The sequence below is a fragment of the Sphingobium estronivorans genome (assembly GCF_008692605.1).
GTDB classification, from domain to species: Bacteria; Pseudomonadota; Alphaproteobacteria; order Sphingomonadales; family Sphingomonadaceae; genus Sphingobium; species Sphingobium estronivorans.
In genome coordinates this window covers 148,093-164,131 of record NZ_LFCT01000001.1, presented here as the reverse complement: position 1 = coordinate 164,131, position 16,039 = coordinate 148,093, and the positions used below count along the sequence as shown (strand labels likewise).

The following is a 16,039-nucleotide window of genomic DNA, read 5'->3' as shown; positions in this document are numbered from 1 at the left end:
CTTAATCCTCGTGGCTCGCTTCGCCCTTGCCGATCTCGGCCTTGAGCGTGAAACTTCCGGTGGTGGCGATCTGTTCGTTGCCGGTCAGGCCCGACCGGACGATCACCGTGTCGCCCGACGCATCGCCGAGCTGGACCGGGGTCGCCTTGAAGCCGGTGGGCGTGCGCACGAACACGACCGACTTGCCCTCGAAACTCTGGACCGCCGTCGTCGGCACGCGGACCGCCCCGCTCCCGCCGCTGCCCGTGAGCTGCACGGCTGCCGTCACAGGCTCGCCGACCCGCCATTCGCCACCGCGATTGTCGAGGGTGGCGAGCGCAGGCACGAGCCGCGTCTGCGGATCAAGCGCCGGCGACACGAAGGTCACGCGGGCGGTCGCCTGACGGCCTGCCGCCTTCACCAGCACCGTATTGCCGGGACGCACCCGGCCCGCATCCTCGGGCTTGAGATTAAGCGCGATCGACACCTGGCTCAGGTTGGCGATGCGATAGAGTTCGGCATCCGCCGCGACCGTTTGTCCCAGCGTCACGGGGCGCGCAATGATCTGGCCCGAGATCGGCGCGGCAATGCCGAGCCGGTTGAGCCCGCCGCCGCCGACACCCGCCGCCGAAACCATGCTCTGCGCCTGCGTCAGGGCGATCCGCGCCTCCGTCGCCGCTGTGCGGGCGGCGATCAGATCCTGTTCAGGGGAGACTCTCTGCGCGAACAGCCGCTGTTCGCGCGCGAGGTTCGAATTAGCGAGCTGAAGCCGCGCCCGCGCCGCCTCGACCTCGCCCTTGATCTGCGCCGCCTCGCGGCTTTCGATGACCGCAATGGTCTGGCCGCGTCCGACCGATTGGCCGAGGTTACGGGTGAGCGCGACCACGCGTCCCGCAATTGCGGCCGAGACGACCTGCGTTCCCTGTGGGTCGCCCTCGATGATCGCGGGCAGCTCGATCGTCCCGGCCCCGCCGATGATCGGCCGTCCGACCTGGACGCCCGCTGTGGCGATCTGGTCGGCACCCAATGTGACGACGCCTTCACCGGCATGACCGCCTTCAGCACCGCCCTTTTCCGTGCCCGCTGCCGTCTCATTGGCAGCTGCGCCTTCGGCAGTTGCCTCGTTTCCGCCATCCTTGCCGCCGCAGGCAGCCAAGAGCAGGGCGAGCGACGCCGCGCCCGCGAGATAAAAGCTCTTCATCACTGATTCCCCCCATTGGGCGCACGAGCGGTCAGTCGCTCCACTTGCGCGCGGGCATTCTGGTAATTGGCAAGCGCGTCGATCGCGGCGACCCGCGTTTCGGCGAGCGTGCGTTCAGCATCGAGCAATTCGAGCTGGCCGAACTTGCCCTCGCGATAGCCGATCCGCGCGATGCGGGCGGCCTCCTGTGCAGCCGCCAGCGCCGGCCCCGACGCCGCACGAGCCGTCGTTGCGGCATTGGCCGCCTGCGCCTGCGCGTCCGTGATCGCCTGTTCGATGTCGAGCGCGGTCACGCGGCGCTGCGCATCCGCCTGGGTCCGCTGCGCGGTCGCCTGCGCAATCGCGGCGCGACCATTGTTGAACACCGGGATCGGGATCGACACGCTGAACACCGCCGCCATGTCGTTGGTCGCTTCCAGGCGGCGGATCGACGGCCCGACGTTCAGGTCAGGCACGCGATTGGCGCGCGCGAGCCGCACGCCGGCTTCGGCAATGGAGAAATCCGCGTTGGCTGCCGCCAGCGCGAGTGTGCCGGTCGTGTTGACCGGTGCCAACGGCCCATAGACGTTCACATCGGGAAGGCGATCGAGCAGCGTGTCATCGAGCAGGCCGTCGATCGGCCGTCCGATCCGACGCGCCAGATTGGCGCGGGCCGCCTCGGCCAAGCGAAGCTGCCGCTCCACATTGGCGTCGGCATTGATACGCGCGACATCCGCGCGCTGTTGCTCGAGTGGCGATGCCCGCCCTGCCTGCACGCGAACGCTCGCGGCCCGCAGCGCATCGCTGGCGATCCGGGCCTGATCGCGGGCTGTCATTACCCGGCGATCGGCCGCGACCGCTTCGACATAGAGCTGCGTTACCTGAAGCCGGACATCCGCCGCGATGATCGCGGCCTGGATCTCGGCCCGGGACAATTGCGCATTGGCGACCGCGACGCGGGCGCCGCGCTTGCCGCCTAGCTCGATCGGGATCGCAAAGCCGACCGTGGTTTCCGCGCTGCGGACCCCCCGATACGGCCCGGAGCCGATGACATTCTCGACTTGGCCTTGAACCACCGGATTGGGCCGCAAGCCGGCGACTGTGCGACCTGCACGGGCCGCGTCGATTCCAGCTGTCGCCGCTTCCGCAGCAGGGGCCGAACCGCCCGCTGCACTGACCGCTTGGTCAAGCGTGTAGACCGGCGCATCCTGCGCAACAGGCGCGGACGGTCCGACCTGCGCCTGCGCCATCGTGGCGCAAGACGCTGCGGCCAGCATGGCCGCGAGGATACGATTCATGAAAATAGGACTCCTGACGATGATCGACAGGGGCGCGCCAACGCACGCCCAAATCGGACGTCAGGCTTGGGGGGGCCTCAAATGGACCATGCCGGTGCGGCCGTCGAGCGACGCAGAGGCGGAGATTGTCGGCTTGGGCACTGTGAGGACGGGGGTATATTCCATCGTCGTGCGCGCAGGCGCGCCGACGTCGTGTCCGTGACAATAATTGTGATGATGCGGGACATTCTTGTCCGAGTCCGATGGCACCTGATCGATGTCACCGGCGGTATGGACCGTGAACTCAACGCCCGCGATGCTTCCCCCCGCCAGATCGGCGGCATGGGCCATGCCGGAGAAGCTGGTCAGGACCAGCATCAGGCATGTCAGGAAAGGCAAAAAGGCTCGCACTAGCTTGCCTCTATCACGGAAGGGTTTTCATGTCATTGCACTAATTCGAACCAAGGGTCACTGAGCCGGAACCCGAGCGGGATCGGTCGCGCCCGTTCCAGGCGAACCCGACCGCAATGGCGACCGCCATCAGGAGTTGCGCCAGCACCGATTGCCAAGTGGGAAACACGCCGAGCATCGACAGCCGTGGCACGTCCGCGAGCGGTGCGATGTTGATAAGGCCGGCTTCCTGGAGCGCGGCGACGCCTTTACCCGCCAGCACGACGGTCAGGACCGCCATGAGCCAGGAGCTATAGCGGAAGAACTGCGCGATCGGCAGCTTGCGACTGTAGCGAAGCATGGCCCAAGCGATCAGGCTGAGCAGTCCAATCGCCGACCCGGCCCCCGCGAGAAGCATCCCGTTGTCACCTTGCGCCGAAAGCGCGGCATAGAACAGGATCGTCTCGAAGACCTCGCGATAAACTACGACGAACGCCAGCCCGAACAGGAACCAGCCCGACCCGCCCGAGAGCGCCCGCGACATCTTCTCGCGAATATAGCGCTGCCACTGATCGGCCTGCGCCTTGCCGTGCATCCAAATCCCGACCGAGAGCAGCACGACCGCGGCGAACAGCGAGCCAAACCCTTCCGTCAGCTCCCGGCTCGCACCGCTGATCCCGATCGCATAGGTGGCGACCGCCCAGGTGATCCCGCCCGCGATGATCGCGCTGACCCAGCCGCCATGCACGTACCGCAGCGCCTCGCCGCGCTCGGCTTTACGCAGGAACGCGATCATGGCGACAACGATGAGCAGGGCTTCGAGCCCTTCACGCAGCAGGATCGTGAACGCGCCCAGGAACGTGGACGCTTCGGTGGCGGCATCAGGCGCGAGCGCCGCTTCCGCATCGTCGAAAAGGCCGCCCAGTACTGCGACCTTCTCCGCGAGATCATCGGGCGACGCGCCCCGGTCGATCGAGGCGCGGAACTCCCCCATCGCGCCCTCGATTCGACCCATCAGCGTCGCGTCGCGCGCGGTGAGTGTTGGCTCGATCGGCTCGAACCCATCGAGATAGGCCGACAGCGCCAGCTCTTTCGCCATGCGCGCATCGCCGCGCCGCGCAGCCGCCACGCTTTCGGCGAGTTTGGCGCGGGCGACCGCGAGCGAGCCGGGAGCCTGTTGTATCACCTGTTCGGGATGACGACGCAGGAACGCGAGCACTGGGTCAGCCTTGGCGTCGCCGATCGCCGCGCCGAGCGCGGCCGGGGTGAGCGCGACCAGGGTTTTCAGGTCCGGAATGCGCCGGCGAAGGGTCGGGTCGGATTTCCAAAGCCGCTCGCCTTCGCGCGCCTGCGCATCCGTGAAGGCGAAGCTCCCGGCTCGGAATGCTAACGCCCAGCGCTGATCGTTGGGCAGATCGGCGAAGCTCTGCATCGCGGTCCCGTCGATGCCTTGCGTCACCACCTGATAGAGCGCGAACACGCTGCGCTGGCGCGCGCGCTCGGCATCGGTGAAAGCAATCGGGGGCGTAGCGAGCTTGGCGGCGTCAGGGCCACGGCCGTTGCCCGTCATCCCGTGGCAGGACGCGCAGGATTGTCGGAACAGTGCATCGCTGGAGACGAGGTTCGGAGCCTTATCGGGCGCGAGCGGCACCGGGTAGGCGCGCAACAGATCGGCCGCGAGCCCGTGCGCCAATGTTGCCACCTGTTCAGTCGGTCCCTTTTCCGCGATCACCGCCTGGAGGTTGGCAGCCCGCTGGATGAGGGCTTGACGCTCCGGCTTCGCCGGCAGGCCCTGAAGCCGTGTCGAGACCGACGCGGCGAACTCCGTCATCTCGGCATATTCCGACGTGCTCTTGATCCGACCGTTGGCGACCGCGCCGCCATAATCGACGGCCATATAGTCGAGCAGCCGCCATGCGGTTTGCACGTCGCCGGGTTCGGCGATTGCCGCAGCAGGGATCAGCAGCGCCGCGAGCGCGGAGAGCAGCCGCAACGAGAGCATTGCCCGGATCAACGCGAGCAGACGCACTACCGCTCTCCCAATTCGCGCCGAGCGCCAGTGACGATTTCATAAGCGGAGTGGAGGAACAGGAGGGCGATGAGGCCGGCGACGGCGAGGTCCGGCCAGGCGCTTCCTGTCCACGCCACCAGACCGGCCGCGGCGATCACCGCCACGTTGGCGAGCGCGTCGTTGCGGCTGAACAGCCAGATCGCGCGAACATTGGCGTCCCCTTCCCGGAAACGCGCAAGCACCAAGGCGGACACGACATTGATCGCGAGCGCGACAACGCCGATTGTGCCCATCAGTTCGGCATCGGGCGCGGTTGCGTTCAGGGCGCGCCAAATCGCGAAACCGATTACGCCCACGCCAAGCGCACCGAGAAACAACCCCTGCGTCAGCGCGACCTTTGCCCTCGCCCGTGCGGACCAGGCAAGCGCGAGAAGACCGATAAGGCTGATCGACCCGTCCCCGAGAAAATCGAGGGAATCCGCTTTCAGCGCTTGGCTATCGGCGATGAACCCGCCGAACAGCTCGGCGACTCCGAAGCCGAGGTTGAGCACCACGACGGTCAGCAGCGCACGGCGATAGGCCGGATCGGTTTGCGCGCGCGCGGGCTCCCCGTGGCACCCGCAGCTTTCGGTAGAAGCATTCATGCGGCCTTCCTTACCACCTCCAGTCGCTGTAGAAGCAAGCGAAATGTGCGACACGTTCGCATAAGCAAGGATGGCATGATGAAGCCGGTGATGATTGGGCAGCTCGCCAGCGAGACCTCGACGAAGGTGACGACGATCCGCTTTTATGAGTCGATCGGGTTGCTCCGATCCGCCCCTCGCACGGCGTCGGGTCGCAGAACCTACGATGCCAGTGACATTGAGCGTTTGCACTTCATCCGCAACGGTCGCCGGCTTGGCTTCTCCGTCGACGAGATCCGTTCGTTGATGGGGCTGGCGCAGAACCCGGACCAGGATTGTGGTGCCGCCTCAGCTATCGCTGCTCAGCACCTCAAGGATGTGGAGGAGAGACTGGCGCAACTCGCGGTGTTGCGGGATGAGTTGGCAATGCTCAGCCAGAGCTGCACCAAGGCGCGCATGGCCGATTGTCGGATCATGAAGGCGATCGGCAAAGGCCACCCTCAAGCCGATCAATAATAATCGGCCAGCCTGAGCTCGCGCACATCACCCGAGGCCATCGTCAGCTTTACGAGGGTGCCAGCAGGCCGGGAGCGCACTTGCCAGAGCTCCCCACGCGTATAGTTCGCATCGATCGAATGGCCGTTCACCGCCACGATCCGGTCGCCGACCGCCCAGCCAGCCTTTTCCGCGGGACTGTTCGCCGCCACATGAACAACGGTGAGCGCCGTTGGTGAGGCTGCGAGGCCAAGGCCGCTACGGTCCTTCAGCATCGGCAGGCGACGACGAGGACCGAGTGGCCGGAGCCACACGAATCCGGCGGTCACGTCGAACACCACGTCGAATTGAGCGATCAGCGGTAGGCCGACATTGCCAACCGTGCTGGTGGAGAGCCAAGCTCTCATCCCGAGTGTGGGGACGTTCGAGACGCCAAGCCCTTCGATGTTGATGTTCTGGATCGTGAAAGCATCGTTGATACGCACACCATCGACGCCGCCGATCGCCGCGGTCGAGACGAGCTTCCCGTTCAACAGCCCTTGATCGCGGGCATAGGCCGACGAGAGCATCAGCGCGGCCGAGCTGCCAAGATCGATCATCAAGGGCACGGGAGGCAAACCCGAGACGGAAGCTCGAATGAACAGCTCCTGCTTGGCACCGCGCCCGAGCGCGACAGCGCGCCAGTCGGGACCGGCGAGAAACGTGCCTGACTTGACGACCGCCATACGCCTTTTCGCGAAATCGAGCGCGATGCAGCTACCCGCGAACATATCGGCACCGAGGAGGATATCGATCGGTCGTCCGAAGGCCGCCGACACTGAACTCAGATCACCAACGACGGCAAAGGGTAAGCGACGGGTTTCGCGGGCGAGCTGTACGTCGATGTCGCGGACCAGCAGCACCGGGGCCTTGGCGCTCAGCCCGCTAATCATGCGCCGCTCACCATCGTTCAAGCCGAGCTTCGCCGCGAGCGCCGTGCTCATGATCGACGCGCCGCTGCCACTGTCGAGCACCGCCCGCACCGGCACTCCGCGCACTTGTGCCGAAACAAGGAGGGTATCACCCGTGCCGACTTCCAGCGGCTCCCATTCGAGGTGAGCCGCACCGAAGTTCCACGAGCCCGCAGACCGGGAAGTCTGTCGCGCGAGCGTTGGAGAACCGAGCACCAAGCCGGTTCCACAGGCCACCAGCCGCGCCACTAATGAGCGTCGAGACATACCGATTGCTTCAACACGGGCCGTCAAAAAGCCACCTCCAGCCCCCCGTCCGCAGGAGAGCAAATTGCGGTTACATGCTCCAGCCACTGGAGGAGCAAGTGCTTTTGGTGCGCCCGAAAATCCTCAGAAGCGCTTGGAGAACTTTAGATGAAGGATGGTGCAGACCGCTTAGATGCCTTCCCGATAACGAACGGTTCCGGGGGACGCTGGGCCGATCGGGACCGCGAACGGTGTAAACGCTCGCGCTAAGTGGCGGCATTCTGATCGCGCTATTTGTCGGCGAGCGTCGCTACGCGGCTACCGGCTTGGTCTCGGCCGATCGCACATAGGCGTAGAGTTTTGGCTTGGAGATGCCGAGCATCGAGCAAATCTTGGCGATCGGCATCGTGTTCTCGTGGTAGAGCCTGACGGGCAGGTCGCGCTTGTCCTTGCCGAGTGCGGCCGGCCGGCCACCCTTCTTGCCGCGAGCGCGGGCTGCGGTGAGACCGGCCTGGGTCCGCTCGCGGATCAGGTTGCGCTCGAACTCCGCCAATGCCCCGAACAGGTGGAAGGTAAGCTTGCCCGACGTGGTGGTCGTGTCGATCGCCTCGTGCAGGCTCAGCAGCCCGACCTTTTCCTCGTCGAGGTAGGTCATCCATCCGATCAGATCACGGAGCGAGCGGCCGAGCCTGTCGAGGCGCCAGACCACCAGTGTGTCGCCGGCGCGAAGCAGCTCCTTCACCTTTTCCAATCCAGGGCGAGCGGCAGTCGCCCCGGAGGCCTTGTCGGTGATGACCTTCTCGCAGCCGGCAGCCTTCAGCGCATCACGCTGGAGGTCCAGGTTCTGCTCGGCGGTCGATACGCGGGCGTAACCGATTTTCATGCGTAGGGCCGGTGGCGCCCCGATCGGGCGCGGTTTGGGAAGAAAGTCGTCATCGGCAGGTCTATGTTGCCCTAGTTTTCTTTACCGGGTAGATTTACGTCGAACAGGCCGGTTTGGCAACGCGAGCGGACTCGCATGGCGATGGGCAGGCAAATCTCCGTTTTCCTTACCTGCGACACGGACCGTCGGCGGTGACGCATCCGGCGCTTGTCCCGCCGCTGGCGATCGAGCGCTACCGCGTCCTTGAACCGCACCTCGCCGATGGCATCCCGCTCGCGGACCTCGCCCGCACCGGCACGCTGAGCGAGCGGACGTTGCAGCGCTGGCTCGGGCGCTACCGTGCCGAAGGACTTGCCGGTCTCGCGCGTCTGCCGCGCAACGATCGGGACAGGCTGCACCTGCCGGAACATCTGGTCGAACTGACCCGCACTCTCGCCACCAAGCGCCCGCGACCCCCGGTCGCCGCCATTCACCGAAAGGTGCAGGAACTCGCCATCGCGCATGGACACCGAACCCCCAGCTATGCGGCCGTCGCGCGTGTCGTCAGGGCGATACCGGCAAGCCAGATCGCCGCAGCCTCCGATCCGGCCGTCTACCGCGACCAGCACGAGCTAGTGCATCGGCGCGAAGCCGCGACCTCGAACGAGATGTGGCAGGCCGATCATACCGTTCTCGACATTCTCGTGCTCGATGATGCCGGAACCCCGGTGCGTCCTTGGCTGACCGTCATCGTTGACGATCACAGCCGAGCCATCGCCGGTTACTTCCTCAGCCTCGATGCCCCCAGTGCCCTCAACACGGCGCTCGCCTTGCGGCAGGCGATCTGGCGCAAGCCCAATCCCGAATGGATCGTCAGCGGCATTCCCGAACAGCTTTACGTCGACAACGGCTCGGATTTCATCTCCGAGCATATCGAGCAGGCGTGCATCGCCCTCAAAATCCGCCTCATCCATTCGCTGCCGGGGCGTCCTCGCGGGCGCGGCAAGATCGAGCGGCTGTTCCGCACCATCAACGACATGTTCCTGCCCGACCTGCCCGGCCACCTGATCGCGGGCAAGCCGCTGTCGGCGCCAGTGCTCACGCTCGACGAGCTGCGCGCCCGCTTCGAGGCGTTCGTGTGCGGCGTCTATCATCGTCGCCCGCATGGCAGCACCGGCGAACCGCCGATCACGCGCTGGCAGAAGGGCGGGTTCCTGCCCGCAATGCCCGACAGCCTTGAACAGCTCGACATGCTGCTCGTGCACGTGCCCAAGCCCCGTAAAGTGCTGCGCGACGGCATCCGTCTGATGGGCAGGCGCTATGTCGAACCCACGCTCGCGGCCTTCGTCGGCGAGCAGGTCGAGGCGGTCTATGACCCCCGCGACCTGACCGAGATCCACGTCTACCACCAGGGCCGGTTCGTCTGCCGTGCGCTCAGCTCCGAGCACGCTGGGCACCCGTCGTTGCGCGCGATCCAGCGCGCCCGGCGCGGCGCGAAGGAGCGCGACAAGCAGGTGCCTGCCCCCACGGAGACCTTCGATGGCGACCAAGAGGATACGGCTTCCCGGCCCACCACCTACCGAGGGCTCCGGCTCTACGCCGCTGACGATTGAGTTCCTGGTCGAGCAGCCGTTCCTGGCGACCCGCGAACATGCCCGGTTCGTCGAGTTTGCCGAAGCCTGCGCGCACTACCGCTATATCGGCGTGTGTCATGGCCGGCCGGGCGTCGGAAAGACGCGATCGGCGCGCGAGTTTTCCAGCTTCCCCGACCTGGGGGAATATGCCGCGCTCCGTCCCATTGCCGCGCTCCTTGGCGAAAAGGTCGCTCGCTGCCGCGCCGTCTTCTACACCGTGTCGGTCAGCAACACGCCCAAGACGATCGACGCGGTGTTGGGCCTCAACCTCATTAAGCTGGGCTATGCCCGGCTGACGGTCGCGGGCGGCTCGCAGGACGAAATCACCCATGACGCCGCCCGCATCGCCTGCCCCCTCGTCATCGTCGACGAGGCCGACCGCCTGACCATAAAGTCGCTCGAACATCTCCGCGACATGGCCGATCGCCACGGCTTCGGGCTGATCCTGATGGGTATGCCGGGCTTGGAGAAGCGCCTCGCCCGCTATGCCCAGCTCTACTCGCGGATCGGCTTCGTCCACGAGTTCAAACCGCTTACCGAGACCGAAATGCGGCTGCTGCTCGCGACCCACGCCGGCGATTTCGGGATCAGCTTCGACCCGGCCCAACTCGACGCGATCGAAGCGCAGGCAGCCGTGATCCGCATCACGCGCGGCAACTTCCGGCTCATGGAGCGCCTGTTCGCGCAGATGCGGCGGATCATGACCCTCAACCGCGTCGAGGAGGTCACCGCTGACATCGTTCAGGCCGCGCGCGATTGCCTCGTCATCGGACCCGGCAACTGACAAATAGCGCGATCAGAACGCCGCCATTTAGCGCGAGCGTTTACACAGGATAAGATCCATACCGTTTCCGGAACCACTTTCTTGTTTCCTCTTCGAAATTGGACTGTGCTGATGAGTTTGAGCGATGGTGGCTTCGCTCATACACTACGCGCTACCAGGCCCCTGCCCGTTTCTTAGGCTTAACGTTGTAGCTCAAGACCCCGGGGGCTCAGCCTCCCTTCTCCGGTTCTTGCCGCTGCGCAAATCCCTCGATCTACCTGCCGCCGTCGTGTGGTCGCACGGCATCATCCAAAGACCTATTTAGGCCGTCATGACTAGCCAATCTTCGCCATAAGGCGCCCCGCCGCCCCCTGCTCTGCCGCGAGATTGCGATTATAAGCGAGCGGCATCCGCGGCGACTTCCACCGCAGCGCGTCCATGATGCCGGCCAAATCCTCCCCGCTGGCGAACAGGTCCTGATTGAGCCCGATCCGCGTCGAGTGCGCACTGATCCCCTTCAGCAACCGCGCCAGATCGTCCGCCGTCAAATCGGGCAGCGCGCCACGGTCGAACGCGCGGCCGATGATCGACCGAAAGATTGGTCCGATCGAGCCCGGGTGCAGCGCCACGGTGCCGATGTCATATTCGACGCGCGCCTTCACCGCCGGCTTGGACAGCGTCTTGCGCAGATCCCACGTCTCCCGGCCCGAGATGCTGTCGATCGGCCGACCGCGCACGGCTGCCCGCGCCTTGTAGCGCCGCACCTGCACCCGCCGGAACAGCGGCCCTGTCGTGATCCCCGCCGCTTCGGTCCACGCCGCGATCGCCGCGACGGTGCGCGGGCTGAGGTAGGCGGTCGCCCCCTCCCCGTCTTGATCGCCCTTATGACGCAGAATCTGCAGCAGCCGCGCTTCGGGATCGATCGCCTCCTCAATATGCTCAATGGCGACCGCCACCAGTTCGGAGGCGCGCAGCCCGGTGTCATAAGCGGCCGATAGCAGCGCCCGATCACGCAGCCCCGGCAGATCCTCGCCACAACTCTCGAGCAGCGCGCGGATGTTGAGCCCCCGCGCCTTGTCGCGCTCGACGTCGCGCACCGGGCCCTTGAACCGCAGCGGCCGCGCCTGCTTCTGCGCAGCCCCCTTCTCGCGGCGCACCGTCTGGAGCCGCAGCTTCACCAGCGGCGCCGGCGTCGGATCCTTGAGCTCGAGCAGCTGGTGGATCTTGGCGATCGACGCCTTGTAGCGGGATAGCGAGGCCGGCCGGCTCCCCTTCCCGGCCCGCGCGTCGAGATAATCGGCCACGGTCTCGGGCGTGGCCGGCAGCGCGATCCGGTTGTTGCGCCTACACCACGCATCGAACGCCTCGACGTCGGACTTGAGCGCACGGATGCTATGGGGCGATGAAGCGGCCTGATAGGCGGCGATCAGGCCCTCGTTGACGGTGATGCGCTCGCCGGCGCGCATCTGCACGATCGTCCACGCAAGGTCGGCCGGCGCCCTGACGGCCGGCAGGACAGCCTCAGGCGGCGCTACGGGGATTTCTGGCCCTTCCCGGGCGGTTTCGGTGCTCACGACGCGCCTCGCTCCTCAGCCGCGCTTGTAGCCCACCTTATAAAGAACGGTCAAATCTGCTTATGTGATAACTGTATTATCGCAATAAGCGTTTTCTCGATCTAGCACCATGGAGTGCCGTCAGCAGTCGACCAATCATTGTCATTCAAAGCCGGTTTCCGACTTCCCAAATGCGGACATGTTTTCCCGCTTGCTTCCGGGTCGCCCAATGTCAGAAAAGTCGGACGTTTGGGACTGTCCGGATTTACTCGCCAAGATGGAGAAGCGGTCTTTGATCTTGGCCCTGATCCGCTCATGCCAGTGCTACGTCCCAGCAAGGGAATGGGCGATCATTCGCGAAGGCGTTTGCCGAACCCGATCTTCGAGGACTTTCGGTTCCCTGGCCGACGCCACGTCACGACTTCGCCGGCCCGGTCGGGAATCGCGTTCTACATCTCGATCCAGAGATGATCGATCTGGATCGGAGACAGGCCGGCGAGTCGTTGATGATGGGATCGCAGGAACGCCAGGCGCTGCGCTGCATCGTGGCCTAGCAGCGCCAACTTATCCGTGACCGACCAGTTTTCCACTGTGTCGCCTACGATCGCATCAACCCAGCTATCGAGCTGCTGTTTCCAATGCGGGATGTCGTTGACCTGGACATAGCCGATCATCGCGGCACGGCTATGGCTGCCACCGTGGTGCCCAGCCTTAAAGCGCTGAATCCCACCCGTCGAACTGAACCGGCTGATCAGGTACTCGCGTTCGTCGCGATCCGCCGCTGCGGGCGTGGGCAGGCGCTTGCATTCGATCGGGAGCAAGGTGCGATACTCGGTGTATTCGCGCCCTTCGATCCAGATGATGGCTCCGCTCGGGGCGACGGCAAGGTCGATCGCGCGGCGGCCATCAGCTTCATCAGGCTCCTCGCGCTTGAACTGGATGAAATCCCAGCCTGGCGCGTGGCGAGAGAGACTATTCAGCCGCGAGCAGAGCTGCGCCGTCAGCTTGGTCTCGCCGGTCGCCGCTTCGCGCGCCGGATCATCGCGCCAGCCCGCCAGCGCACCGCCGATGAAACCGACCAGCGCCGACAGCCATTCTCCGGGCTGATGGATACCGACACTCAGCGCTCCCGCCGGTCTACCGCGTTCGCCTTCGTCCGCCAGCACCTCAGAAGCCCTGCGCTCTGAGGTCGGCGAGCACGTCGTCGGCGTCCCGAAGCGCGATGGCGGGCGTCCAAAAACGATGGCGATCGGGCTTCAACAAGAACACGAAGTCGTCGTCGTACAACCGGGTAATCCGCGTGATCGTCAGGCTGGTGCCCCGGCGCTCTTGGAGCAGCGCATCGAGCTTCTGGCGCAGTCCATCCGCGCCGGTCCAATCCACCTCGCCATCACCGAAGACATAGGCCTTGCAGATCGCCCCAGGCCAGCGCTGACCCGGCAGCGCCTTCAGGGCGGTACGCGGATAAACCGCATTGATCTGCCGGGCGAAAACGTCGTCGAATTCGGCAAGGGCTTCGCCCGGCGCGGGCCGCATGACGGCGGCGCCGGTGCCGAGGCGGATGAATTCGCGCTGGTGTTCGACCACATCCGCCGCAACGATCCGCTCGTTCTCGCTGAGGTCGAGGTCATGATCCTCGGGATAGGGCACGGCCAGAACGTCGGCGCTCAGAATGGCGGTGGCGCGCTGCGTGAAGAGCCGAGCGCTGATCCCCGCCACGTAGGCACGCAGAACCGTCGCTTCTCGGAAGAGCCAATCGTTGATCGCGCTCAGCGCACCGAGTTGCTCCGCCGGGGCCGCCAAGCCGACGATCTCGTGCTTGTAGGCGAGGTAGTGGCCGTTCCACACGCCATGGTGCAGATCCTCGTGCTCCTTGATGAGCAGCAAAGGCGGCGTGAAACGCCGCGCGGTCTTGGTGTCCTTGATCGGCTTGTCGGGCACGACGTCGAGAAAGCGCGTATCGAGCCCATCACGCGACAGGTTGCTGGTCGGAAGCAGCGGCTTGCCGACGAGGTGCTCCGCTGGGCGCGAGATGCCCTTCCGGCCGGCGATATAGCCTTCGCCGAAATCCCACTGATGCTTCTGCGCGAAATCCCGCAGAGTCGGATAATCGCGCAAGCGCTGGATCAGGTCGTGGACGCGGCTTCCGCCGAGCAGGTTCGCCCGCCAGATGTCGCGAGACTTCTCCGCGATCGCGTTGCCGAACCAGTGCAGGTCATAATAGTCGATGTCGAAGCCCTGCTCGGCCGTCGCCCGGCCGTTGCGGCGAAACACGGCATGAAGGAGGCGGCTGTCGGCGGTCGGCTGCACCGCCTCGGCAATGACCACGACGACCTTCGGGTCGGCCTCGCCCTTCTTGAAGAGGCCCCGAACCGAGACGAAGTCCAGAACCTCACGGACCGACCAGCGGCTGAAGAAGGACTGACGGAACGTGAGAGCGTGCTGGTTGTAGAGAAAGCCCGCGGGCTCGACCATCGCGAGCACGCCGCCCGGCGAAAGCAGCTCCATCGCCTCGCTGAGAAAGAGATAGGCGAGCTGGTTGTCGGCGAGCGCCCCATGCGCCTTGGTATAGGCGGCATAGCTTCGCCTCGCGCCGTCCGTCGTGAGAGCGGATTCGAACGGCGGATTGCCTACGACGACCGCGACCGGCGCCTGGACCAGGCCGCGCTCTTTGGCCTCGAAGAAGCAGCTCCAGTGGAGCGTGTTGTCGGCGAGCCGCGGAAACAGCTTGACGCTGGAGCGGATCTCTTCGGGCTGGAGAGCGTCGCACAGGCTCAGGCACAGGCTGAACGCGGCCAGTTCGACCGCCCCCTCTTCGAGATCGACACCATGCACGCGCTGGAGCAGCGGACGCAGATCGTCGACATCCGGACGCGCCCAGCCGTTGCGCCAGCGCCAGTGCAGCACCAGCCGCTTGTATGCCTCGACCAGGAAGACGCCCGATCCGCAGGCCGGATCGAGGATGACCCCGTCCCCGGCCATGAGCCGGTCGATACGGTCCCAGCTCAGCGTCTCTTCCAGCATTAGCCGAACCAACGCCGGCGGCGTGTAGATCGAGCTGGCCGCGTCTTTCACGAAGAGCTGGTAGATGTTGCTGATAAGCTCCACCGGCAGGTCGCGGAAGGAGTAGAGGCGCCAGAGGCTGAACTGCCCCGTCGAATCCTCGAAGCCCTCGACCAACCGCGCGTAGCTGGCGAGTTCGGTGCTGTCGGCCAGCGCTGCGCGCTCTGCATCCTTCAGGCGGAACACATGTCCGTTGAACCGCTCTTCGAGCGCTTCGAGCAATGTTATCAACGCCGGACCATTGCCCAGAACCTCGAAAAAGTGGGTGGCGCCAGGCAAGGCGCGAGCGAAGTCGTCCGGCAGAAGGACCGACCGTTCCTCGAGATAGGCGATGAGCAGTGAGAGGATCAGTAATCGCCGCTGCAGCCCGCCATCGAGCAACCTACGCTCGCCCATCTGCCTAGCGAGCTCGCGGACTTCTTCGACCAGTTTACGATGGGCCGATTTCTGAGCCGAAAGCATCAGGCGGCAGGCATCGGGGTCGTCCCAGATGGCGCCATTGCGGATGCGAGCGGCATCCCACCATACGTCCTGCACCGCGATCTCCGCGCCGATCGCCAGCGTGCGGATCGGCCGGCAGATTGGCGTGTCGTCGGGACCGACGAAATCGGGCGCATGCGCGCAGCGGAAGAGCTGAATCTGCCCCGGACCGGCGCGGTAGACGATCGGGACGCCGCTCCAGCTCCACAGCCGCTTGTGCAGCTCAGCGAAAGCCCGATCGTCGGCATGCGCGGCAGCATCGAAAACGAAGGCCTGCGCGACCGATGCGCGACCATGCCGGCCAGCTTCGAAAAATACCGCGCGCGCGCCGTAGCTCGCGGCCTTCTCGATGAAGGCGACTTCCTCGGGGGGCCGCCCCGCCGGAACATAGCCATCGACAGCGACCAGGCCATCGACGGCGGGCAGATCGCCCCCGCGCCCGATCGCGAAAAGCCATTCAGCGCCTTCGAATGCAGCGCCGGGTGTGTGGAGCGTCACATCCGCCTCCTCGGACCGAGGGCGGATGGAAGGGC

13 protein-coding genes are annotated in these 16,039 nt (G+C 65.5%); 3 read left to right on the top strand and 10 right to left on the bottom strand.

Going from position 1 to position 16,039, the window contains the following annotated elements:
• Nucleotide 1: 1 nt before the first annotated feature.
• The 5 genes from F7P65_RS00800 to F7P65_RS00780 all read right to left on the bottom strand — a co-directional run bounded on the left by F7P65_RS00800 (nt 2) and on the right by F7P65_RS00780 (nt 5,481).
• Complete coding sequence (locus F7P65_RS00800) at nt 2-1,180, bottom strand: efflux RND transporter periplasmic adaptor subunit (protein WP_004212877.1); 1,179 nt, start codon at nt 1,178-1,180, stop codon at nt 2-4.
• Nucleotides 1,180-2,457, bottom strand: a complete 1,278-nt coding sequence (locus F7P65_RS00795) for a TolC family protein (RefSeq protein WP_013039111.1) — start codon at nt 2,455-2,457, stop codon at nt 1,180-1,182. The genes F7P65_RS00800 and F7P65_RS00795 overlap by 1 nt, the downstream gene beginning before the upstream one ends.
• Before the next feature lie 60 nt (nt 2,458-2,517).
• Nucleotides 2,518-2,814, bottom strand: coding sequence for a hypothetical protein (locus F7P65_RS00790; protein ID WP_007406840.1), 297 nt, complete (start codon nt 2,812-2,814; stop codon nt 2,518-2,520).
• A gap of 73 nt (nt 2,815-2,887) precedes the next feature.
• A complete protein-coding gene (locus F7P65_RS00785) occupies nt 2,888-4,855 on the bottom strand; it encodes a cytochrome c/FTR1 family iron permease (RefSeq protein WP_004212871.1) in 1,968 nt (655 codons plus the stop codon).
• Nucleotides 4,855-5,481: a cation efflux transmembrane domain-containing protein gene (locus tag F7P65_RS00780; protein ID WP_004212870.1), complete on the bottom strand. Its 627-nt coding sequence runs from the start codon at nt 5,479-5,481 to the stop codon at nt 4,855-4,857. Before F7P65_RS00780 ends, F7P65_RS00785 begins: the two co-directional genes overlap by 1 nt.
• A gap of 78 nt (nt 5,482-5,559) precedes the next feature.
• On the opposite strand from F7P65_RS00780, the gene F7P65_RS00775 reads away from it, so the two are divergent.
• On the top strand, nt 5,560-5,976 hold the full coding sequence (locus F7P65_RS00775) for a MerR family transcriptional regulator (RefSeq protein ID WP_004212867.1): 417 nt from the start codon (nt 5,560-5,562) through the stop codon (nt 5,974-5,976).
• On the opposite strand, the gene F7P65_RS00770 is transcribed toward F7P65_RS00775, so the two are convergent.
• Nucleotides 5,970-7,172, bottom strand: a complete 1,203-nt coding sequence (locus F7P65_RS00770) for an aspartyl protease family protein (RefSeq protein WP_150289979.1) — start codon at nt 7,170-7,172, stop codon at nt 5,970-5,972. The genes F7P65_RS00775 and F7P65_RS00770 overlap by 7 nt on opposite strands.
• A gap of 289 nt (nt 7,173-7,461) precedes the next feature.
• Entirely contained in the window at nt 7,462-8,034 is a 573-nt protein-coding gene (locus F7P65_RS00765) for a recombinase family protein (RefSeq protein WP_009824027.1), read from the bottom strand.
• 191 nt (nt 8,035-8,225) lie between these two features.
• Between F7P65_RS00765 and F7P65_RS00760 the strand changes: the two genes are divergently transcribed.
• Nucleotides 8,226-9,626, top strand: coding sequence for a Mu transposase C-terminal domain-containing protein (locus tag F7P65_RS00760; protein WP_150289955.1), 1,401 nt, complete (start codon nt 8,226-8,228; stop codon nt 9,624-9,626).
• Nucleotides 9,553-10,431, top strand: coding sequence for an AAA family ATPase (locus F7P65_RS00755; RefSeq protein ID WP_009824028.1), 879 nt, complete (start codon nt 9,553-9,555; stop codon nt 10,429-10,431). The genes F7P65_RS00760 and F7P65_RS00755 overlap by 74 nt, the downstream gene beginning before the upstream one ends.
• A gap of 314 nt (nt 10,432-10,745) precedes the next feature.
• Here F7P65_RS00755 and F7P65_RS00750 read toward each other — a convergent pair whose 3' ends face one another.
• The 3 genes from F7P65_RS00750 to F7P65_RS00740 all read right to left on the bottom strand — a co-directional run bounded on the left by F7P65_RS00750 (nt 10,746) and on the right by F7P65_RS00740 (nt 16,004).
• On the bottom strand, nt 10,746-11,984 hold the full coding sequence (locus tag F7P65_RS00750; protein ID WP_013039113.1) for a site-specific integrase: 1,239 nt from the start codon (nt 11,982-11,984) through the stop codon (nt 10,746-10,748).
• Between the two features lie 428 nt (nt 11,985-12,412).
• Nucleotides 12,413-13,129, bottom strand: coding sequence for a hypothetical protein (locus F7P65_RS00745; protein ID WP_062788366.1), 717 nt, complete (start codon nt 13,127-13,129; stop codon nt 12,413-12,415).
• A 1-nt stretch (nt 13,130) separates the two neighbouring features.
• A complete protein-coding gene (locus tag F7P65_RS00740) occupies nt 13,131-16,004 on the bottom strand; it encodes an HsdM family class I SAM-dependent methyltransferase (RefSeq protein WP_205451870.1) in 2,874 nt (957 codons plus the stop codon).
• Between the last annotated feature and the right edge of the window lie 35 nt (nt 16,005-16,039).